The sequence below is a fragment of the Prevotella sp. S7-1-8 genome (assembly GCF_000758925.1).
GTDB lineage: Bacteria > Bacteroidota > Bacteroidia > Bacteroidales > Bacteroidaceae > Prevotella.
Genome location: NZ_JRNC01000039.1, coordinates 22,901 through 42,829 on the forward strand (window position 1 = coordinate 22,901; position 19,929 = coordinate 42,829).

Annotated in this window: 19 protein-coding genes, 2 tRNA genes and 1 pseudogene; 6 read left to right on the forward strand and 16 right to left on the reverse strand. The window is 42.6% G+C overall.

Features of this window, described 5'->3' with window-relative positions:
• Positions 1–33: 33 nt before the first annotated feature.
• From HMPREF1640_RS06910 to HMPREF1640_RS06920, 3 genes are read right to left on the reverse strand one after another with little or no spacing between them, the layout of a single operon-like run.
• Positions 34–708, reverse strand: coding sequence for an RluA family pseudouridine synthase (locus HMPREF1640_RS06910; RefSeq protein ID WP_036893505.1), 675 nt, complete (start codon positions 706–708; stop codon positions 34–36).
• 24 nt (positions 709–732) lie between these two features.
• Positions 733–1,485, reverse strand: coding sequence for a 3-oxoacyl-[acyl-carrier-protein] reductase (gene fabG / locus HMPREF1640_RS06915; RefSeq protein ID WP_036893552.1), 753 nt, complete (start codon positions 1,483–1,485; stop codon positions 733–735).
• A 54-nt stretch (positions 1,486–1,539) separates the two neighbouring features.
• On the reverse strand, positions 1,540–2,148 hold the full coding sequence (locus HMPREF1640_RS06920; protein WP_036893553.1) for a TetR/AcrR family transcriptional regulator: 609 nt from the start codon (positions 2,146–2,148) through the stop codon (positions 1,540–1,542).
• An 808-nt stretch (positions 2,149–2,956) separates the two neighbouring features.
• Here HMPREF1640_RS06920 and HMPREF1640_RS06930 point away from each other — a divergent pair.
• Together HMPREF1640_RS06930 and HMPREF1640_RS06935 are read left to right on the forward strand one after the other, a co-directional pair.
• Positions 2,957–3,835 carry an urea transporter gene (locus tag HMPREF1640_RS06930; protein ID WP_231565859.1) on the forward strand — a complete coding sequence of 293 codons (879 nt, stop codon included), beginning with the start codon at positions 2,957–2,959 and terminating at the stop codon, positions 3,833–3,835.
• A 223-nt stretch (positions 3,836–4,058) separates the two neighbouring features.
• Positions 4,059–4,859 (forward strand): ADP-ribosylglycohydrolase family protein, encoded by an 801-nt coding sequence (locus HMPREF1640_RS06935; protein WP_036893509.1) that lies wholly within the window; start codon positions 4,059–4,061, stop codon positions 4,857–4,859.
• A gap of 229 nt (positions 4,860–5,088) precedes the next feature.
• On the opposite strand, the gene HMPREF1640_RS06945 is transcribed toward HMPREF1640_RS06935, so the two are convergent.
• Positions 5,089–5,727 carry a DUF4230 domain-containing protein gene (locus HMPREF1640_RS06945; protein ID WP_036893513.1) on the reverse strand — a complete coding sequence of 213 codons (639 nt, stop codon included), beginning with the start codon at positions 5,725–5,727 and terminating at the stop codon, positions 5,089–5,091.
• A gap of 5 nt (positions 5,728–5,732) precedes the next feature.
• Positions 5,733–6,362 (reverse strand): DUF4230 domain-containing protein, encoded by a 630-nt coding sequence (locus tag HMPREF1640_RS06950; RefSeq protein ID WP_231565860.1) that lies wholly within the window; start codon positions 6,360–6,362, stop codon positions 5,733–5,735.
• Positions 6,363–6,727: 365 nt separating this feature from the next.
• Between HMPREF1640_RS06950 and HMPREF1640_RS13245 the strand changes: the two genes are divergently transcribed.
• Both HMPREF1640_RS13245 and HMPREF1640_RS13250 read left to right on the forward strand, forming a co-directional pair.
• Positions 6,728–6,895, forward strand: coding sequence for a hypothetical protein (locus HMPREF1640_RS13245; protein WP_156098743.1), 168 nt, complete (start codon positions 6,728–6,730; stop codon positions 6,893–6,895).
• Positions 6,896–7,460: 565 nt separating this feature from the next.
• Positions 7,461–7,544: pseudogene (locus HMPREF1640_RS13250) on the forward strand (6-phosphogluconolactonase); the annotation flags it as partial.
• 165 nt (positions 7,545–7,709) lie between these two features.
• Here HMPREF1640_RS13250 and guaA read toward each other — a convergent pair.
• The 6 genes from guaA to HMPREF1640_RS06985 form a co-directional block, all read right to left on the reverse strand.
• The gene (gene guaA, locus HMPREF1640_RS06960) at positions 7,710–9,254 is read right to left on the reverse strand and encodes a glutamine-hydrolyzing GMP synthase (protein ID WP_036893516.1); all 1,545 of its coding nucleotides are present in this window, start codon (positions 9,252–9,254) and stop codon (positions 7,710–7,712) included.
• Between the two features lie 53 nt (positions 9,255–9,307).
• Complete coding sequence (locus tag HMPREF1640_RS06965) at positions 9,308–10,162, reverse strand: sugar phosphate nucleotidyltransferase (protein WP_036893517.1); 855 nt, start codon at positions 10,160–10,162, stop codon at positions 9,308–9,310.
• Between the two features lie 230 nt (positions 10,163–10,392).
• Entirely contained in the window at positions 10,393–11,946 is a 1,554-nt protein-coding gene (locus HMPREF1640_RS06970) for an RNase adapter RapZ (RefSeq protein ID WP_036893518.1), read from the reverse strand.
• A 174-nt stretch (positions 11,947–12,120) separates the two neighbouring features.
• Positions 12,121–12,357, reverse strand: a complete 237-nt coding sequence (locus HMPREF1640_RS06975) for a hypothetical protein (RefSeq protein ID WP_036893520.1) — start codon at positions 12,355–12,357, stop codon at positions 12,121–12,123.
• Positions 12,358–12,906: 549 nt separating this feature from the next.
• Entirely contained in the window at positions 12,907–14,529 is a 1,623-nt protein-coding gene (gene groL, locus HMPREF1640_RS06980) for a chaperonin GroEL (protein WP_036893521.1), read from the reverse strand.
• A 190-nt stretch (positions 14,530–14,719) separates the two neighbouring features.
• The gene (locus HMPREF1640_RS06985) at positions 14,720–14,992 is read right to left on the reverse strand and encodes a co-chaperone GroES (RefSeq protein ID WP_036893554.1); all 273 of its coding nucleotides are present in this window, start codon (positions 14,990–14,992) and stop codon (positions 14,720–14,722) included.
• Between the two features lie 572 nt (positions 14,993–15,564).
• On the opposite strand from HMPREF1640_RS06985, the gene HMPREF1640_RS06990 reads away from it, so the two are divergent.
• Complete coding sequence (locus tag HMPREF1640_RS06990) at positions 15,565–16,137, forward strand: DUF4738 domain-containing protein (protein WP_036893555.1); 573 nt, start codon at positions 15,565–15,567, stop codon at positions 16,135–16,137.
• Positions 16,138–16,265: 128 nt separating this feature from the next.
• Positions 16,266–16,712 carry a copper resistance protein NlpE N-terminal domain-containing protein gene (locus HMPREF1640_RS06995; protein ID WP_036893523.1) on the forward strand — a complete coding sequence of 149 codons (447 nt, stop codon included), beginning with the start codon at positions 16,266–16,268 and terminating at the stop codon, positions 16,710–16,712.
• Positions 16,713–17,166: 454 nt separating this feature from the next.
• On the opposite strand, the gene HMPREF1640_RS07000 is transcribed toward HMPREF1640_RS06995, so the two are convergent.
• From HMPREF1640_RS07000 to HMPREF1640_RS07020, 5 genes are all read right to left on the reverse strand, one after another.
• Positions 17,167–17,478 (reverse strand): winged helix-turn-helix domain-containing protein, encoded by a 312-nt coding sequence (locus HMPREF1640_RS07000; protein ID WP_036893525.1) that lies wholly within the window; start codon positions 17,476–17,478, stop codon positions 17,167–17,169.
• Positions 17,479–17,670: 192 nt separating this feature from the next.
• Positions 17,671–17,744 (reverse strand) — tRNA-Asp (locus HMPREF1640_RS07005).
• A gap of 24 nt (positions 17,745–17,768) precedes the next feature.
• Positions 17,769–17,842 (reverse strand) — tRNA-Asp (locus tag HMPREF1640_RS07010).
• Positions 17,843–17,929: 87 nt separating this feature from the next.
• A complete protein-coding gene (locus HMPREF1640_RS07015; protein ID WP_036893527.1) occupies positions 17,930–18,442 on the reverse strand; it encodes a GNAT family N-acetyltransferase in 513 nt (170 codons plus the stop codon).
• Between the two features lie 5 nt (positions 18,443–18,447).
• On the reverse strand, positions 18,448–19,647 hold the full coding sequence (locus HMPREF1640_RS07020) for a glycosyltransferase family 2 protein (protein WP_036893529.1): 1,200 nt from the start codon (positions 19,645–19,647) through the stop codon (positions 18,448–18,450).
• Between the last annotated feature and the right edge of the window lie 282 nt (positions 19,648–19,929).

The window sequence follows — 19,929 nt, forward strand, 5'->3', positions numbered from 1 at the left end:
TTTTTTTACGAAGAAAACTGACAAAATTGTTGTTTATATATCTTTTGTCAGCTCTCTCCATAGTTTGTCATCAGGTATTGGCGAGTTTAAAATAATGTTTTTTTTTGATACTGGATGAACAAACTCCACTTTGCAAGACAATAAAGAGATACTGCCATCAGGATTGCTACGTCTGGCACCGTATTTCAAGTCGCCTTTGATGGGACAACCCATATGCGACAATTGAGCCCTGATTTGATGATGGCGACCTGTTAATAGTTCCACCTCTATTAGGCAATATCTGTCAGAACGACTTTTTAATTGATAATTAAGGATCACTTTTTTTGAATTGGAAACCTCCTTGTCATACACATAACTTTTGTTTTGTCTTTCATTGCGCCGTAGCCAACCTGTCAAGGTATCTTGCTCTACGGGAGGCGCGTTTTGGGTAATAGCCCAATATGTCTTATGTATATCACCTCGTCGAAACATATCATTAAGGCGAGCTAAAGCCTTGCTCGTTCGAGCGAAGATTACCAATCCTGACACAGGACGATCAAGACGATGAACCACTCCAAGGAACACGGCCCCTGGCTTGTGGCATTTGTCTTTGATGTACGCCTTAACCGTTTCAGAGAGAGGGGTGTCACCAGTCTTGTCGCCTTGAACGATTTCACCACTCTCTTTGTAAACAATTATTAGATGATTGTCCTCGTAGACAACTTTCATCTCTATCCTTACGTTTATATTTTCTTACATGTTCATGCCACCGTCTACCTGAATCACTTGGCCAGAAACATAATTGGATAGGTCTGATGCCAAATAGATAGCCGTATTGGCAATATCCTCTACCGTTCCACCTCGACGCAATGGTATTCTCGAAATCCAATCCTTGCGTATGTCTTCCGGCAACGCTTCTGTCATTGCGGTGTCAATAAATCCCGGGGCAATTGCGTTGGCCCGAACACCCTTGGACCCCATCTCCTGGGCAACACTTTTGGCAAGCGCTATCAGTCCAGCTTTTGAGGCAGCGTAATTAGCTTGCCCGGCATTGCCATGCACACCCACCACGCTGGCCATGTTAATAATACTTCCGCCACGTTGACGCATCATGATAGGTACGCACGCATGTATAAAGTTGAATGCGCTCTTAAGGTTTACGGCAATAACCGAATCCCACTGTTGCTCTGTCATACGCAACATCAGGCCGTCTTTCGTAATCCCGGCATTGTTAACCAAAATATCGATTGTGCCAAACTCTTCTTTAATTTTATTCACAACTTCGGCCGTCTCTTCAAAATTTGCGGCGTTCCCGGCATATCCTTTTACCTTAACGCCGATGGCAGCTATTTCTCTTTCGGTGCACATGCCGCCATGCTCTTCGTCAATAAGAAGATCGGTAAAAGCAATATTTGCCCCTTCTTGTGCAAATTTTAAAGCGATAGCTTTGCCTATACCACGCGCGGCACCAGTTATAAGTGCTGTTTTACCATTTAAAAGTCCCATATTTAACATTACATTTTAAGTGTTATACAATTATTTATCTTACATTCTTTCTTGTTATTTAGTGTCACTCTTTGATGACATGTGCTTTCCCAACGCGCCATACACCACTTTTGCCACGAGCGGCTTACTCGATTCATCTGTCAAGCCACGACCCAAACGACCATAAATATAGGGTACCTCCAAGCCTTTTATACAATAATGAGTAATGTCCGCGACAAGCTCAACGTCATCTATATCAAACTCACCTTGAGCTTTTCCCTCAGTGTACACTTTTCGAAACAGTCCGATCTCATCCTCATCAAAATTCTTACGCACTTTTTCCACCGACCAAATATTGCGAAAAAACTCCGCACGCAGATTTCCATTCCTGACCACAGTTTCACGTATAGAACTCAAATGCGTATAGATCAACTCAATTACTTTGTCTTGAGGATGTATGTTTTTTGCCGCTACCCCTTCCATTTTGTCACTTAGACGCTCCAACTCTGACTCTATGACGGCATAGTAGATATCTTCTTTTCTACTAAAATAAGTATATAGTGTACGGCGTCCTTTCCCCGATGCCAGGGCTATATCATTCATCGTAGTAGAAGCCACACCATTCTTGGCAAACAACTGTCGAGCCACATCCACCAGCTTTTGTCTCGTTTTTTTTATTGACATGTCAATTTCTCCATATGATTTTCGTTTGCGTAATAGCCCTTGCACACACTACGTTTTGTGCAAAAATAGGGTTTTTCTATGAAATAAACAAAAAACACTATAAAAAATGACTAAATTTCAATCAACACGCTGTTAAACCTAATGTAATAATTAAAAAATGAGAGAAACAATTAACTATATGACTAACATTTTTAATTGACTGATAATAAACAATTTAATATTCTTAATAATTTCAATTCGCTCAGATGGAGCGTTACTATACCCATTGCGAGCAGCCCCTACAAACCGAATTACGACCACAACAGAGCTTAGTGTATCTTCTCCCCCTACAACGCCATCACTCGCCATTATTCGCATCATGGAATGTCGCGAAGATGATGAGAAAAATGGGCTTACACATTTCATGCATTCTTTCAACAAACTCATATCGGGCACATACATCGCAAAAATAATTTTTGATAAGTGACGGAACGTTTCAATCCGTAAATTAATTAAGTTTTACTATCCAAAAATTCCTTGGCCCGGCGGCGGAAAGCAACTTAGGCATTATCTCAAAATTTTATCAAACAGCAGAATTAAGCTTGCGAGCAAAAACTTTAAGGTACATATTTTGGTTGTTCATTGTTTTTTCATAACTTTGACGCATGGATTAATTGTGTCGTCAAGAAACAGAAATGCTCAAACACTATTATAATGTTGACTGATGACTTAAAAATCAAAACCATACGATACGAAGACTATTTTCGGAGTATGGATTAATGGGTGGTTTTCAATTATTAAGGCAATACTAATGAATCCGAATAAGATCATGAAAGCCACATTTCGTGGTGTGGGACAGGTGATGTTTCAGAACAATGCACTGTCAGGAGTGTTGATGTTAATAGGTATAGGCTGTAATTCTATGACAATGTGTTTATTTGCATTGCTGGGTACCATTATCAGCACATTGACAGCAATAGCTCTTAAATATGATCGTGAAAACATTGAAAACGGCCTTTATGGCTTTAATGGGACGCTTGTGGCTATAGCCGTCCCATGTTTTATGCCAATTAATATTTGGTCAGTTTCAATCATGGTCATAGCTTCTTTAATCACAACGCTTGTGGCACACGCATTTGAGAGGCAAAAATATCTACCCCCTCTCACCGCCCCATTTGTTATAATAACTTGGATAATGTTGCTTATGAGCCGTGTTTTGCCTGTGTTGCAACAGTCCGGTGTAGCTGTGGTTGAAACAGAGGAACTTTTTTCACCGTTTCAAGCTGTGTCTTTTAATTTTGGACAGATTATGTTGCAGGGTAAAAGTGTTTTTACTGGCATATTCTTTTTCTTGGCTCTCTTGATCAATTCGCGGAAGATGGCGCTGGAATCTTTTGTAGCAAGCTTGTTGTCTTTGATGGTTCTGATCACTCCGTTTGTAGAAACTCATTCGGTAAACAGTGGAATGTATGGTTATAATGCCATTCTGACTGTTCTGGCTATAGCGAATATCCTAAATACCAAATCTTGCGTATATATCAAGGCTTTGGTTGGTTTAGGGCTTTCGATGATTATTCAATTTGTTGGCTTGAATATGGGCATTGTCACACTCACAGCGCCTTTCGTGCTTTCGGTGTGGCTTATTGCATTGTATAATTCCTTTGAGTTTTATAGAAGTAGAGCTAAAGTTGGACGGTCGAAATCATGAATCCTTGTTTTTTCTGGACTTGGGTTTTCTGCTGTACTTGACTGTCCATATTTTATGTGACATTTTTTCCCAACGCTTTTAGATATGATACGTCGCTGGCAAAATATTGCTAATTTGAAAATCATTACAGAAACGAGTAAGTTTATCTTGTCTCATTTTATTCGTATTTTGCCCTATCGGCTATACGAATAGGAAGTAAACAGGAATGTAAAATAAAAAAGAGTTGACAAAGAAAAATCTATTATTAAGTGCTGCAATTGGTGACATTGCAGGGATGCCGTACGAGTTTGAAAGGCGTACAAAAAATTATGACGCTGTCGATTTACTGCTTTCATCGAATACTTATACTGATGATACTGTCTGTACGTTTGCATGCGCGGAAGCGCTTATAAAGAATTTGGATATGGCTGAAAACCTTTGGAAAAGATGTCGCGCGGACTTCTATCGTGGATTTGGCGGACGTTTTGCAAGATGGCTTATTGCAAAAGATATTCAGCCATCTTATTACTCTTGTGGCAATGGTAGTGCCATGAGGGTTTCGTCAACAGGATTTATGGCTAAGAATGTCAAAGAATGTATAGAACTGGCCACACAGACAGCCTTGCCCACCCATAATCATCCTGAGGGTATCAAAGGAGCTGTGGCAACTGCTTTGGCAATATTCCACGCTACAAAAGGGCGAGACAAAGCATTTATTCGTGAGCATGTGCTTGACAAATACTACTCCAAATGGTCTGGCCTGACCTATGAGGATATAAAAGCGGACTATGACTTTAATGAGACCTGCCAACAGACAGTCCCTGCAGCCCTTATATGTTTTCTTAAAAGCGAAGATTATGTGGATTGTTTAAAGTTGGCCATATCCTTAGGAGGTGACGCTGACACCCTGGCTGCCATTTCAGGACCAATGGCTTACGCTTTTTTCAAGACAATACCAGAAGAGTTGATTGATAACGCAAAAGCGAAACTTCCCGAGTGGATGCTTCAAATGAATAAACAATTTGATGACTTTGTGAACAAATGACTAATGGAGGATATAACAACTACCCACTTTTCGTTGAGGTGGAGCGGATTTCACTCGCCACATTCAACTTTAAAAGAGCCATGAGCTTTCTTTGGCGTCTTATTGAAAAAGTGATTATATGGTGCTGTGGAAGACAGGAGTTACATTCTCAACACCAATTCATCCAATTAGTTTGTATGAAGAAAGCGCAATGTCTTTTTTGAGAGGTGACTATATCGATGTTTTTTGTTTATTTCTTGGCTTTCTTTTTGCAAAACCTTATCTTGGTGAAGTTAAATCCCATAGCGTGTAGCATATTGTCAAACTGAACGGATGCGTTTTGCTCCGCGGTTTTAATGTTGGCTTGCGTTAGACATCTTTCTTTCATTACGCGAGCTGCCTTTTGGGTAAGTTTCCGCTTATCCAAATCGCTCCATTTTCCATCCTCAAAAAAACATTTTGTGCGAGCTTCGTCCAAGAAATTTTCGTCAAGCAGTTTGACAGGAGGCAAAATAACATTTACAGTATCTTCATCCATTTTTATCCATCCTTCTTCTGTTTGGCTTAAGTCTATTCCCAATCTTAGTGTACCATAGTATATTCGAGACAATTCATCATCCCCAAAGAAACCGTGCCTAACAGTGTCAACGAGTTCTTCGTCACTTATAGCGAGAAACTCCCACTGACCTATGCTTTTTATTTTTGATATTTGAACAGGCGTAATACCAAACTTATTATTCGTTTTGATAGTAAAATCGCATCCTCTGACAAGATAAACCATAAAACCAGTTATGAAAATCATCAGTATAATAATAAGCAAGGTTTTATTACCCAAAAATCCCGTTAAACGACGTAACGGATAAGCGTTGTTTTTTTTATCGTACAGCATAAAATTTATTCTATATTCCTAATGATAGATGGAAAATCGCTTGGGGAAAATTTTTTCCTGAAAGTTATGGTTACTTTTTCTTTAGGATATCCCATTTGTTCCATGATGGGAATAATTTGGCGAGCGGCACTTTGGCGTGCGTTTTCAATTATTCCAAGTTTGGGCAGAGCTTTGATCATTTCGTCTCGTCCATGTTGCTGGATGCCTGTCATCTCCTCGTCTGTAAAATTATGACGCAGCAGTGACACTTTCTTTTTTATGGATTTATGATCTATTTGAGTACTCGTCATCGTCACTTCTGGGTCTGGCAGGACGATTTCCAACCGGTCACCATGACGCTTCACGTTACGTTCGGAAAATTTGTCAAACTCGACATAAGCTTTAACCGTGGCTGTCATGGGAATAGCTATTTTGCGTTTGCCCATGGGCAGCTCTATCTTGATTTTCTCATTAAATATCAATCCGTCAAAAGAAATGTCATCATCATATGTCACAATCTTACGCAATTGATATTCAGAGGTATATAGTCTTGAGCATTTTTGTATCTGCATTACCATCATTGGTATGGTGTCAACAGGAGATGTGCCATCACTTTTCTTGTTCTTATCACAACCGCCCACTAAAAAAAATGCCACGAGGCAAAGGAGCGTAAAAAGTTTAGAGTACATATGTATTTATCAAACGTATATTACAAAGTTAATCACAAATTTATATAAAAACTCGATTGTTAAGTTTTTTTTTGACTTTTCATTTAAACCTTTTCTATTTGTTATGCCTTGAACCCCAACCGGGGAAAAAAGAAAGTGACATTGGGCTATGGAAGATTGTAATGGATTGTGAAAAAAAATACGGCACGATCAAAAAAAAATCTCTAAAATTTCAGGAATTAAGATTTTGTTATATCGTATGAAATTCAATAGGTTGACAAGGTTTTAAAAAAAATAGTTATGGCCATTCTCCATGCGAATAGGGAATGCCATTTTGTCTTATCCAATCTTACATGGATCTTTACATTGCCAGCCTCGGTCTACCTCGCAGCCTACAGGCGTCTTCGGTGGCGCGCCATGTTGCGCCGGAAGTTCTTGGCCAGCATTTCCATGCCAAGGTGCCCGGCGGCAAACAGGGCGCACGTCCTCCTTCATTTTGTCAAAAATATATCATCATTTGAGCTATTTACAAAATGTTCTTTTTAGCGGTTAAAAAACCTTCTAAATATGGATGCGGACAATATTCGTATGCTTTTGCTGACTACAATCGGGCCGAAAAGATACCATTCGAACTGCGTAAAGGGTTTAATCGTCATGCCTACAAGCCCTAAATGCGACGTGATCAAGTTTTAATGGCGTCACCATTGGTACTTAAAGGCAAGCCACACCGACATTATAAAAAAACATTTATAACATTAAATTTCATAAAGTTATGTTTATAAACAAGTTGCAAAGGCAGCTGATTTTCGGCGTTTTTCGAGCTAAAGCGATGATATTTCTCTACAGGTGAATTATGGGATACATGTTGTTAAAATAATTCATGGCAAATAAAAAGTCGGCATTTGCCTAATGACATGGTCGTGTCGACTATTTACGAGCTCTCAACGAGCCATCCCGCTATCATGCGAAACAAATCGCAACTTTCGTCTCGTATTTTGATTTCATATATCATGTTTGCCTCCGTCTTGAAACATTGGGAAAATTCCAAGGTTCCGCTTTATGGTTGTCCTGCCGGAACAAGAGGGAAGCTTTGATATTGCCCTTCTTAGGGCGGGCGATGACGGGCACACATCGTCCATATTTCCCGGCCAAGAGCGCTCGCTTAACGCGCGGAGGTTTATACCGACAAGGCAGCGGTTGGACCGATATAAGCATTTGATGGTGAAAGATAGCAAAAATTACGGTTCCCTCATCATATTGAAAAAAGGCAGCCCAAACACATGAAGCCGCCTTTGTTCTTTCTTCTTGGCTTTTTCTAAAGCTGTGCAGGGACGCCTATTCCCACTCTATTGTCGAGGGTGGCTTGGACGAAATGTCATAGCAAACGCGATTGACCCCCTTCACCTTGCGTATAATTTCGTTGGACACCTCGCCCAAGAAATCATAAGGAAGATGTGCCCAATCGGCCGTCATGGCATCCATGGAGGTTACAGCGCGCAGCGCGACAGGATTCTCATAAGTGCGCTCGTCGCCCATCACCCCCACCGAACGAATTTCTGACAACAGCACTGTTCCTGCCTGCCAAACGTGGTCGTAGAGGCTCGTTCCATCGGGCATCTTGTAATTTTGCATCTTGGTGATGTAAATATCATCCGCATCTTGGAGTACGCGAACTTTCTCACGCGTGATGTCTCCAAGAATGCGCACGGCCAGTCCAGGACCCGGGAACGGATGCCTTTTGATGAGACGCTCGGGCATGCCCAATTCATATCCCACGCGGCGAACCTCATCCTTGAAAAGCCATCTCAACGGCTCACAGAGCTTTAGTCGCATATCCTTGGGCAAACCACCCACGTTATGATGGCTCTTGATAACCATGCCCGTGATGCTCAAACTCTCTATCCGGTCAGGATAAATCGTGCCCTGCGCCAGCCATTTTGCGTCGGTTATTTTGGAAGCCTCGCTATTGAACACTCCGATAAAGTCGCGACCGATGATTTTGCGTTTTTTCTCCGGGTCCTTTACGTCTGCCAAATCAGCAAAAAACTTATCAGAGGCGTCTACGCCTATCACATTAAGCCCCAAGCCTTCGTAAGCCTGCATCACGTTTTTAAACTCGTTCTTGCGTAACATACCGTGATCCACAAAGATGCAAGTGAGGTTTTTGCCAATGGCGCGGTTAAGCAACACGGCACAAACCGATGAGTCCACGCCACCCGAAAGAGCTAATATCACTCGGTCATCGCCCAATTGTTGTTTCAACTCCGAGACCGTTGTTTCCACGAACGAGGCCGGACTCCACGATTGTTCGCTGCCACAAATATCCACAACAAAATTTTTGAGAAGTTGCGTACCTTGTGTGGAATGGTATACCTCGGGGTGGAATTGGACGCACCAAACAGGCTTGGTGGAGCTGGCAAATGCGGCAAATTTCACGTCGGCGGTAGAGCCTATGACATGAAAATCTTTAGGAATGGAAGTAATGGTGTCACCATGACTCATCCATACTTGAGACCCCAAGTCGAAGCCACGAAACAGGATGTTTCCAGCGTCAAAACTTTGCAAGTTGGCTCGCCCGTACTCTCTCGTTCCTGCTTGCTCTACCGTACCGCCGCCCTCAAGGCTGATAAACTGGGCGCCATAGCATATACCTAACACAGGATATTTACCGACAATCTTGCTGAGGTCTACCTTGAAAGCCTCCTTGTCGTGCACCGAATAGGGACTTCCGCTAAGGATAACACCGATGACGGAGGGGTCGTCTTCGGGAAACTTGTTGTAGGGCAGGATCTCGCAGAAGGTGTCTAACTCGCGTACTCGACGGCCTATAAGCTGCGTGGTCTGCGAGCCAAAGTCGAGAATGATAATCTTCTGTTGCATAAATAAAAAGCTCTCGTCACTTCCATGAAGCGTAAAACGTCTGAGCTACCTAATTAAGAATGGTTATTATTGTTATTGTCTAATTCTAATTGTCGCGCGAAAGTCTCCGCGTCATCAAGCGCGTTGAGTTTCCCAACATCCATTAACCGCAAGTCATGCTTAACATAACCTTTAATTGGCACTTGTCCGCATTGACGCAAATAGAAGTCCATAATGGGAAACTTGTCAGGACATTCCTCCATGCGCGGGAACATGCGTGGCGAGAAACTGTGTATGCCACTAAAGGCATAGGCATGGTAAAGACCTGCCAACACCTGTGGCCCGGCTTCCACATTGAGAGGGAAAGAGAGCTTGCCCAAGGCCAAACTCACCTCGGGGAAAGGTGATTTCACCTCGCCGGTCTTGATGTTTACCCACCCCACCAAGTGCATTTGGTCGTTGAAAAGCAAGTATCTTTGGGTTTGACGCCAACTCACCAATAGCCGGGCGCCGGGCAAATTACCCCGCTCGTCACATTCCGAGCTATCCACTTGGGTGTCCAACGCGTAGAATTTGGCGAGGTTGACATTGCTCAAGATGTCGACGTTGTGAATGAGTATGGGATAATTTGGATCAAACAAGGAAGCCGCCTTGCGCAATCCGCCACCAGTATCAAGAAGCTGATTGGTTTCGTCACTTATCCGAATATCAAGCCCGAAGTTGTTGTTTGCCTTAAGATACTCGATGACAAGAGGGGCAAAATGATGCACATTGACGACCACGCGGGTGAACCCCGCGGCGCGAAGCCTAAGCGCTACCCGTTTAAGCAAAGGCTCGTCACCTACCCTTACCAATGCCTTGGGAATGGTATCGGTAAGCGGTTTCAGGCGAGTTCCTAAGCCCGCGGCAAAAATCATGGCTTGCTTCATGATGCAAAATTAGCAATTAAATGGCAGAAATCAAAACGAATGGCGCAATAAAAACAAGATGCCGTACACCGTAGCCCTACCCTATATCGAACGGCTCATTGATGGTATATACCTTTATCATATGTCGCGCGCCATGAATTATCCAGACAACAACCGAAGTTGTCGCGAGGGACAAAGGCATGGACGATCATCATGAGCATGCCATTGGTGTCAGCCTGACGGAAGGAAATCTATCCCTTGGGAGAAACAGCGGCGAATGTTTGGCTGATATGTTGCTCTCGATGAACCACTCTCACTTCTATACCAAACCGCTCGTGGATATGCCGCGCGAGGTGCTGCGCACTGTAAACACTTCGATGCTGACCACCCGTACAGCCAAAACAAAACATCAAATGTGTAAAACCGCGCTGTATATATCGTGCCACATGCTTGTCGGCCAAGGCATAGACATGGTTTAAGAACTCCAAGATCTCACCATCGTCCTCCAGAAATCGAACGACTGGCTCGTCAAGCCCGGTCAGTTTTTTGTATGGCTCGTATCGCCCGGGGTTATGCGTACCGCGACAATCGAACACATACCCGCCACCATTTCCAGACTCGTCCGCCGGAATTCCCTTGTGGTAAGAAAAGCTGTAAACTGTCACTTTCAACGGTCCCTTACCGTCATACTTGGAGAAAGTGGCCGGACCATCTTGCGGATGCGCGTCGTAAATGTTGCGCGCGGTGGTTTTATATCCGTCGTGGCGAGTCTGCTTCGGCATCTCACCCACGGTGAATTGAGACACCTGCGTGAGCCGCGACAAAGTTTCTCGCAGGTAAGGATAAGGCAGCAGTTCCTTGCGCAGTTTCAACAAATCGCGCAGGTTATCAATGGCCGGAGGGATACTGTCAATGAAGTGTTGTTTGCGCTCGAAGTAACCTCGAAAACCATACGCGCCCAGCACTTGAAGCGTCCTGAACAACACAAACAGTGTAAGGCGCGCTGCAAAATGGCGGATATTGGGCACCTCTACGTATTGTTTGAGAGAATCGTAATAGGCAGCTACAAGGTCCCTGCGCAGCTTATAAGGATATTTGGCGGACGCCTGCCATAAGAAAGATGCCAAATCATAATAGTAAGGTCCTTTCCTTCCGCCTTGAAAATCAATGAAATGGGGATTTCCGTTAGCGTCGAGCATGACGTTTCGGGCTTGGAAATCACGATATAAGAAATACTCGCCCGACTCCGAGGCGAGGTCCTTGGCCAAACGCCGGAAGCTGGCTTCTAACTTCAGCTCATGAAAATCAAGGTTCGACGGTTTAAGAAAACAATACTTGAAATAATTCAAATCGAACAACGCGCTGTCCTCGTTGAATTCCGGTTCGGGATAGCAATTGGACCAATCCAAGCCTAACGCGCCTCTGACTTGTATATTGGGCAACTCTCGAATCGTGCGAAAAAGCAGCTCCCTCTCTGCCACATTGTATCGTCCACCAGCCTCCCTGCCACCCTTGATGGCATCGAAAAGCGAGATGTTTCCAAGGTCTGTTTGCAAATAGCACATCTCGTCCTCGCTCACGGCCAACACCTCTGGCACGAGCAACTTTCTACGAACAAACTGCCGAGAGAGATACACGAATGCATGATTCTCGTCACGGCTTGTGCCAACAACACCGATAACGGCATTGCCGGAGACATCCGACATGCGATAATACTGCCGGTTACTACCGGCACCTATCAGTTTCTCAACCTGCCGAGGCTTCTCTCCGGCCCAGTTTGTATATAGCTGAATAAGTTGTTCCATAATTAACAGAGTGTTTGAGACATCAAAAACGCGGATGCATTAAACATGTAAACGCTGAGGTCGACGGTAATAATTTACAAAGAAACATGGCGCGACTCCTATATATTAGAATACAATGGCCCATGGCCAAGCCCCATCTTTTAATACGATTACTACGAAGTGTTGATATTCGAGCTATCTCTCGGCAGTTTTGTCATCATCCCCCTTTTCGATTTTTTGCTTTCTTAGCTCATCAAATATTTTCTTCGTTTTTTTGCGATACTCCCAGTTTGCCAACAAGCCGTCTATCACAAACAATAACAAAACAATGCCGAGTGACATCAAAATAGATTTAGTGATATAGATGAGCCCGGCAGATATTAACAGAAATATCAGCCCCTTTTTCCAATCAATATGAATTTTGGGTTTCATGCTGCAAAGGTAATGTATTTTTCGAAAGATACAAAAAAAATCGGATGTCATCACGACATCCGATTTCTAAAAACAAACTACTTAAAAACTAATCTACTAAAACAAATCAAAAAATATCTTTGAAGCCCTTGTGGGACTTTTATTCTCATCTATATATTGCAAAGTTAATAAGTTTGTATATTACATCCAAATTTTTTTGAAAAAAAAATTATGGGAATTAATAAATAAATGACATTTTTCATTTAAACACGTCACTTTTCACATTTTTCTTGCATATTCACATATCATACCGGCTTAAGCATGTTGGTGTACGAATAAGCCAAGGCGCTTTCTTCTGTCTTGTTTTTACCCATTTAGCGGTCCATCAGTGGTGGCATGACTAACTGCAATCATTTAGCAAGAAGACATTATCGACTAAAAAACTGAATTATCAATCATTGCATGCAATGCCCTGCGTTCACTGCGTTCATCCCAAACGTTAAACTAAAAAACGAGGGGATACGCCATTGTTTGGCATATCCCCCACGTCATTGGTATCATGATTGAAAATTACATCATTCCAGGCTGGGCGGCTGGCATAGCCGGAGCGGCCTCCTCGGGTTTGTCAGCTATGACACATTCGGTGGTGAGGAACATGCCAGCGATGGAAGCGGCATTCTCCAAAGCCACACGAGCCACCTTGGCCGGGTCGATAACGCCTGCCACGCGCAAATCTTCGTATACGTCCTTGCGAGCGTTATAACCGTTGTCACCTTTGCTTTCGCGCACCTTATCAACAATCACGGCGCCTTCGAGACCAGCGTTGAACACAATCTGGCGCAGCGGCTCCTCGATGGCTCGGCACACTATGTTAATACCCGTCTGCTCGTCCGCGTTGTCGCCCTTGAGGTTGACAAGCTCCTGTTGAGCGCGTATGTAAGTGGTTCCACCACCAAGCACTACACCCTCCTCGATGGCAGCGCGAGTAGCGCAGAGCGCGTCGTCCACTCGATCTTTCTTTTCTTTCATTTCGACCTCGGAGTTGGCACCTACGTAGAGCACCGCTACGCCACCTGACAATTTGGCTAAACGCTCTTGCAGTTTCTCCTTGTCATAAGAGCTGGTGCTGTTAGATATCTCGTTCTTGATTTGTGCCACACGCGCCTCAATGTTCTCCTTGGAGCCAGCGCCATCCACCACGGTGGTGCTGTCCTTAGACACGGTCACTTTCTTGGCGGTACCAAGCATCTCCAATGTGGTCTGCTCAAGTTTGAGTCCCTTTTCCTCACTGACCACAACGCCACCGGTAAGCACGGCGATGTCTTCAAGCATGGCTTTGCGACGGTCGCCGAAGCCCGGAGCCTTAACGGCGCAAATCTTCAAACCGCCACGCAGACGGTTCACCACAAGGGTAGTGAGAGCCTCGGAATCCACATCCTCGGCGATAACCAACAATGGACGACCGCTCTCGGCAGCAGGCTGCAACACAGGCAAGAACTCCTTGAGGTTGCTGATTTTCTTGTCGTAAATGAGGATATATGGATTTTCCATCACACATTCCATTTTGTCAGTGTCGGTTACAAAATAGCCCGATAAATAGCCGCGGTCAAACTGCATACCCTCTACCATGCCTATGCTGGTGTCACGCGTTTTACTCTCCTCGATAGTGATAACGCCGTCTTTTGAAACCTTGCGCATAGCATCGGCAAGCAACTTGCCAATCTCTGGATCGTTGTTTGCAGACACAGTGGCAACCTGCTCTATCTTGTCATAATTGTCGCCTACAACCTCCGCGTTCTGCTTGATATAGGCAACTACCTTGTTCACGGCCTTATCAATGCCACGTTTCAAGTCCATGGGGTTAGCGCCTGCGGCTACGTTTTTCAAGCCCTCGTTGACGATTGCCTGAGCCAATACGGTGGCTGTCGTGGTGCCATCGCCTGCGTCGTCGCCTGTCTTGCTAGCCACACTCTTTACCAACTGTGCGCCTGTATTCTCAAACTTGTCCTCCAACTCCACTTCCTTGGCTACGGTAACACCGTCTTTGGTAATCAGAGGAGAGCCATATTTCTTCTCCAAAACCACATTGCGACCTTTAGGCCCAAGGGTCACTTTCACTGCATTTGCCAACTGGTCTACGCCCTGTTTCAGCAATTCGCGGGCTTCTGTATCAAATTTAATAATCTTAGACATAGCTTATTTTAAATTATTATCCCATGTTGGTGGTGTCTTCGCATTCCCGATGTATGCCATCGTCCTATCAAACACCACTACCAATGGTAAGTTTTTGTTTATGAAATTATAGATTGTTATATCGATAAACGAACGACTATAAAAACGTTTATGCTATCGCATTTTTTTATAGACTTCGTATTGTAATGTTTTAATCCTCCACAATTGCCAAAACGTCGCTTTGACGCATCATGAGATATTTAGTTCCATCACACTCCATCTCTGTGCCTGCATATTTGCCATAGAGCACCTCGTCATTCTCTTTCAATATCATTTTCTCGTCTTTGGTGCCTTCGCCTACAGCCACGATCTTACCACGCTGTGGTTTCTCTTTAGCCGTGTCCGGAATGATAATTCCACCTACTTTCTCTTCTGCCTGTGCAGGTAGCACTAATACTCTGTCTGCTAATGGTCTTACTTTCATAATTGATTTTATTTTTATTAAACAGTTTTTACTTGTTGATATTTCATGAGGAAATTCACTTATGCAAAAGCGAAAAGTATGCCAACGGCGCATGAACATAAAAAATGACAGTTTTGACAGTGGCGGATTGACAGTTTTGGCAGTTCTTGCAACACTATGTCATCGTAACTTATCACAATCCGCCCTCGCCATCAAGGAAACGCCCTGTTACGATACAATAGGCATATATATTATTATAGGTGCGCATGAATTAACGGCGGTTGAGAAAACATAGGGTGTCATCGGAGAAGTCGTGGTGTTTGTGACAGAAATCACCGAAGCGGAATCTGTGAATTTGGTCAGGCAAATCATTGTGAATGGCAAAAGGCCGGGGTTGTTCTTAGAGCCTACGCCATGATTGCTTAGCACGCAAATCCAAAGCCAGAGCCCTATCATCGCAAGAAGGTAACCCAACATTAACCTATTGCAGAGTATTAGCTCCATGCGGAAATATTTATTTTCGTTTTTTATTCTTACAAGCTAATAATTCGAAATTTTTACCTAAATTTGCACAGTTGCAAGTACGTATGAAGATGAAGAGAATATTATCAATAAGCATGACCTTGATAGCCACCATAGTGGTGATTTCGTGCACTCAAAAAAAAACAAACACAATCATTATAACTAAAAAAAACAAACAAATATCAGCGGTTCCTAAAACTCGCAAAATGGGTGATTATACCCAAACCCGTACTGTGGAATGGGTTGGCAATAAATACATCATTGAAACGCAGCTAATGGCAGACCCTTCTTTGCCTTTGGCACATGACGGAGAGGTATGTTATTATGATAATAGAATTGCGCTGAAGATTGTTCGGGCGGATAGCTCTGTTTTTTTTGAGAAAACTTTCACTAAAAGTTTTTTTAAAGAATATGTAGACAATATGTACTTTAATGATGGCGCGTTGTTAGGTATTGTCTTTGTTCAAGCAAAGGGAAACCATTTGATTTTTGCCGCCAGCGTGGGGAGTCCTGACAAATCAAGCGACGAATACATACCACTTATCTTAAAGATTGATAATTTGGGAAACGTCACCGTGACCAAGGATAACCTGCTTGACACGAAAGATAAAAATTTAGAGGACGAAGATGCTGATGGCGAATGACACAAAAGGACACTTCCATCTATGAATTGCCGCTTTATTTACGTTGAAAAATATTTTGCAAACATATAACAAAACATGATATAAAACGTTATTATACATAGGATAAATCATACATAAAAATTAGGACAATGAAAAAAGTAACATTAATGCTCGTTGCGTGCGCAGCTTTTATAGCTTCTTGCAACAATGGAAAAAAAACAGAGCCTGCGGCAAACACCGAGGTCGCGGCAACAGATTCTACCGTATATGAGGGCTTGACCCCCGCTGCTGACACATATGGCATTCGTTATAGGCTTGCTCTTACTTCTGACTCTGCCATGAGTTTTAACCTTACGCAGAGTTATATGAAATCAGAAACAAAAGTAGAGAAGACTTACAACTATTCCGGGAAGGTTATTTCTTTGACCAAAACTGTAAACGGAGCGGAGAAAAGCTACTACCGTTTGCCCACAGAACCCAACGACACCATCAATTTCTTGGTACTTAATGATTCTACATTACGCATGGTTAACGACCAGTTTGAAGAGCCCGTTACTGCCCAAGGCATGAATTACGACCTCAAACTCGTTAAATAAGGGTTGTCTCTCTTATATATTACCAATAGAATCCCAAAGATTATCGCGACGGTTTCTTTGGGATTTTTCTATTCTAATCACCTCACATTCTTCTAATGCCTTTCACCCAATAACTTGACACGTAAAGTCAGCAATTTTGTGAAAATACAATTGCAAGAAAAGAAAAATGTATCATGATGTTGTAGTCCACCTCTACACTCTGGGAAAAATGGGTGGACGGAAATTCTCAAAAATTATTCCACTATCATAGGCGTCAATTATAAGTTGGCACTTTTCAAATGGCTCTTCGCAGGACAGAAGCCTACTCGAAAGAAAAACAAATCCACCAAATCGTCGAACAATGTCATACGAATAGGTGGATAATATCGTTAATGATACAAGGAACTTGTTTCAAACAATACTAAAACACAATTTAATCTTTGAAAAACTTTCCGCTATATCATCCCATCACACATTAGGCCAAAGCTATTTTACCTTCTTCTCCCTTAACCTTGCCTTCCTTAAGCAGCCATCCAATACCTAAAAGAATTTCCGTGTCAGTCTTCTGTGTTGCCTTGGCAAGTTCAGCTACGGACATTGCGGCGCCAGCCGCGGAGAGAGCTTGGTATACGTCTCCTGCGCGAAATCCTGCATTTTCGGCATCTACCATGATCGCCGCTTTCTTTGTGGCACATCTTTTTGCAGAGGCTGTTTTTGAAGTTGATGATTTTGCCGCTCCGGCTGACTTGGCTGTAGCGCTCTTCACTGTTGCTTTCTTTTCTGTCATGATCTAATGAATATAATAATTGATAAACAATAATAAAATTTCATTTTTTCCATTTGCAAATTTAGCTATTATATTTTATTTCAGATACTTAAACCTTAAAAAATATGGCAAAACAACGTGTTACGATATATAAAAATGTTGTTTCTTGACTTATATCAAAAAAAACTTTCGAGGCTAACCTCGAAAGTAATGCGGTGCGTACGAGACTCGAACTCGTGACCTCCTGCGTGACAGGCAGGCATTCTAACCAACTGAACTAACGCACCATGAAAGTTTTACCGATATATAAGCGGTGTGTACGAGACTCGAACTCGTGACCTCCTGCGTGACAGGCAGGCATTCTAACCAACTGAACTAACACACCATATTTAGGTCGTAAAACCAACTCTTTGTTTTTAACGGCTGCAAAGATACCGCTTTTATTTCATTGAACCAAGAAAAAAAAGGTAAATTATAAAAAAAATTGCAACAGTATAATGTCCTTGAAACCTTCACCATCATACAACCATTCTTTTAGAATAGCTTGGCGTCTGAACCCGGCCTCCTCAAACACCTTGATACACTTGGCATTGTCCTTACATACCATGACATAGAGTTGATGTATGTGCAGTATTCTTTGAGAATAGTCTATGAGTTGCTTGATGGCGGCCAAACCATACCCTTTGTCACGCCTATCCTTCCGAATAACGATGCCAACCTCGGCGCGTTGATGTTGTGGATTAAAATTGGCCAGGTCTATCATGCCTACAGTATGCCCATGCTCGTCGCATATCATTAATCTCAATTGCTGATCCACGTATATGTCTCCAGTAATATTGGCGATATATTCATGCAAGGCAAATCTTGAGTAAGGCATATTGTTATTGCCAACATTCCAAAGTTCTTGGTCGTTCTCTATATTATATAGCTCATCAAGATCTTCAGGCTCGATGGCTCGTAATGTAACTTTGGGCGTATCTTCCATTGTTCTTAGCGTATAATGTCTGCATCAGTAATGACACTCATGTTGTTTGGATTGTAAAATGCCATATACAAACGACAGTCTGTCTCATTGGACATTTGGTCAAATATTTCTTTGAATGTGTATTTGGAAATGTCGTATACCTTATATATACGTTCGGTTTCTGATGTAGAAATTTCTTTTTCTTCGCTATTATTGATAAATATCGCACGTAGTCCATGATTTTCCAACAGGGTGTTACACTTCTGCTTGTTCTCAGTTCTGACATCACACAGATATAAAACATTGTCTATGCGCTTGTTTTTCACAAATCCCAAATTGTATCTAATCTGCTCTATACACATGCCAACGAGCGCAAGCATAGCCTTAAGAAATATCCCTAAACGTATTGGTATATTCAAAAGAAAGCTTTGGTTTCCATAGTGCTTACGTAAGAAAATTAACATGGCTTGGTAGAAAACATGTACATAACGAAAATGCGTTTTTTGTGTGCTTTCTCCCTTGTAATGCAATATTTTTAGGGGTAAATACCAATTTTCCCATTTGCCTTTTAAGATGCGGAAACTCAAATCTATGTCCTCACCATACATGAAAAAATCCTCATCCAACAGCCCCACTTCATTTAGTGTCTGTCGTCGTAGCATACAAAACGCGCCACTTATGACTTCTATTTTCGCGGCAACATCCCAAGACAAGTATCCCATGTAATATTTTCCGAACACCTTGTTTTGGGGAAACCAATTACAAAGTCCCGTCATCTTGTAAAAAGACGTCATCGGAGTAGGCAGTCCTCGTCTTGACTCGCGAGCATCAGAGCCATTGGCCTGGAGCATACGCACGCCCAAACCACCAGCTCGTTCGTGTTCATCCATAAATTGTATGCATCGACGTAACACATCTTCGCCTACCACCGTGTCAGGGTTTAGCAGCAACACATAGTCACCCTTACTCTGCCTGATAGCCTTGTTGTTAGCCCTTGAAAAACCTAAATTATTTGTACTGGCAATGACCTTTATTTCTGGGAAGCGTGTAGAAATATAATCTACCGTTCCATCTTCCGAATGATTATCAATGACTATGACCTCCGCATCAATGCCCTCAACAGCACGACGGACAGACAACAAGCATTGCTCAAGGTAATACTTGACTTTATAACTTACTATGATAATGGATAGCTTCAAGTATTCTTGTTTGTTTCTTGATCGCATTTGGCCTTGGATGGATATATAAAAGCCAAGCTAAGCAAACATATAATAGCCAAGTATCCAAAAGCTACATTCATAAATTGATAATATAGAATGGTGTTGAATATCATCGGAAGTGCGATCATAAAGAGCCTGATGGCACCCCATTTACGCAAAGCTGACGCTGCGTTGGAAGTCAATTGGCGTCGCACATGTTTAAATTTAAACAAACGAAGTGAAAACGGTATCAAGCAGATGGTTAACAATTCCATGATCATTACAGTATGATATTCTGACACGCCATGT

Bases quoted from the DNA above. Each gene is read 5' to 3' on its own strand.
- HMPREF1640_RS06975 (WP_036893520.1), bottom strand. From the start codon at position 12,357: ATGAAACCCAAAATTCATATTGATTGGAAAAAGGGGCTGATATTTCTG.
- HMPREF1640_RS06965 (WP_036893517.1), bottom strand. From the start codon at position 10,162: ATGAAGCAAGCCATGATTTTTGCCGCGGGCTTAGGAACTCGCCTGAAA.
- HMPREF1640_RS06990 (WP_036893555.1), top strand. From the start codon at position 15,565: ATGAAGAGAATATTATCAATAAGCATGACCTTGATAGCCACCATAGTG.
- fabG (WP_036893552.1), bottom strand. From the start codon at position 1,485: ATGGGACTTTTAAATGGTAAAACAGCACTTATAACTGGTGCCGCGCGT.
- HMPREF1640_RS06995 (WP_036893523.1), top strand. From the start codon at position 16,266: ATGAAAAAAGTAACATTAATGCTCGTTGCGTGCGCAGCTTTTATAGCT.
- HMPREF1640_RS07020 (WP_036893529.1), bottom strand. From the start codon at position 19,647: ATGCGATCAAGAAACAAACAAGAATACTTGAAGCTATCCATTATCATA.
- HMPREF1640_RS06945 (WP_036893513.1), bottom strand. From the start codon at position 5,727: ATGCTGTACGATAAAAAAAACAACGCTTATCCGTTACGTCGTTTAACG.
- HMPREF1640_RS06910 (WP_036893505.1), bottom strand. From the start codon at position 708: ATGAAAGTTGTCTACGAGGACAATCATCTAATAATTGTTTACAAAGAG.
- HMPREF1640_RS06970 (WP_036893518.1), bottom strand. From the start codon at position 11,946: ATGGAACAACTTATTCAGCTATATACAAACTGGGCCGGAGAGAAGCCT.
- groL (WP_036893521.1), bottom strand. From the start codon at position 14,529: ATGTCTAAGATTATTAAATTTGATACAGAAGCCCGCGAATTGCTGAAA.
- HMPREF1640_RS06930 (WP_231565859.1), top strand. From the start codon at position 2,957: ATGAAAGCCACATTTCGTGGTGTGGGACAGGTGATGTTTCAGAACAAT.
- HMPREF1640_RS07000 (WP_036893525.1), bottom strand. From the start codon at position 17,478: ATGACAGAAAAGAAAGCAACAGTGAAGAGCGCTACAGCCAAGTCAGCC.
- HMPREF1640_RS06985 (WP_036893554.1), bottom strand. From the start codon at position 14,992: ATGAAAGTAAGACCATTAGCAGACAGAGTATTAGTGCTACCTGCACAG.
- HMPREF1640_RS13245 (WP_156098743.1), top strand. From the start codon at position 6,728: ATGGATCTTTACATTGCCAGCCTCGGTCTACCTCGCAGCCTACAGGCG.
- guaA (WP_036893516.1), bottom strand. From the start codon at position 9,254: ATGCAACAGAAGATTATCATTCTCGACTTTGGCTCGCAGACCACGCAG.
- HMPREF1640_RS06920 (WP_036893553.1), bottom strand. From the start codon at position 2,148: ATGTCAATAAAAAAAACGAGACAAAAGCTGGTGGATGTGGCTCGACAG.
- HMPREF1640_RS07015 (WP_036893527.1), bottom strand. From the start codon at position 18,442: ATGGAAGATACGCCCAAAGTTACATTACGAGCCATCGAGCCTGAAGAT.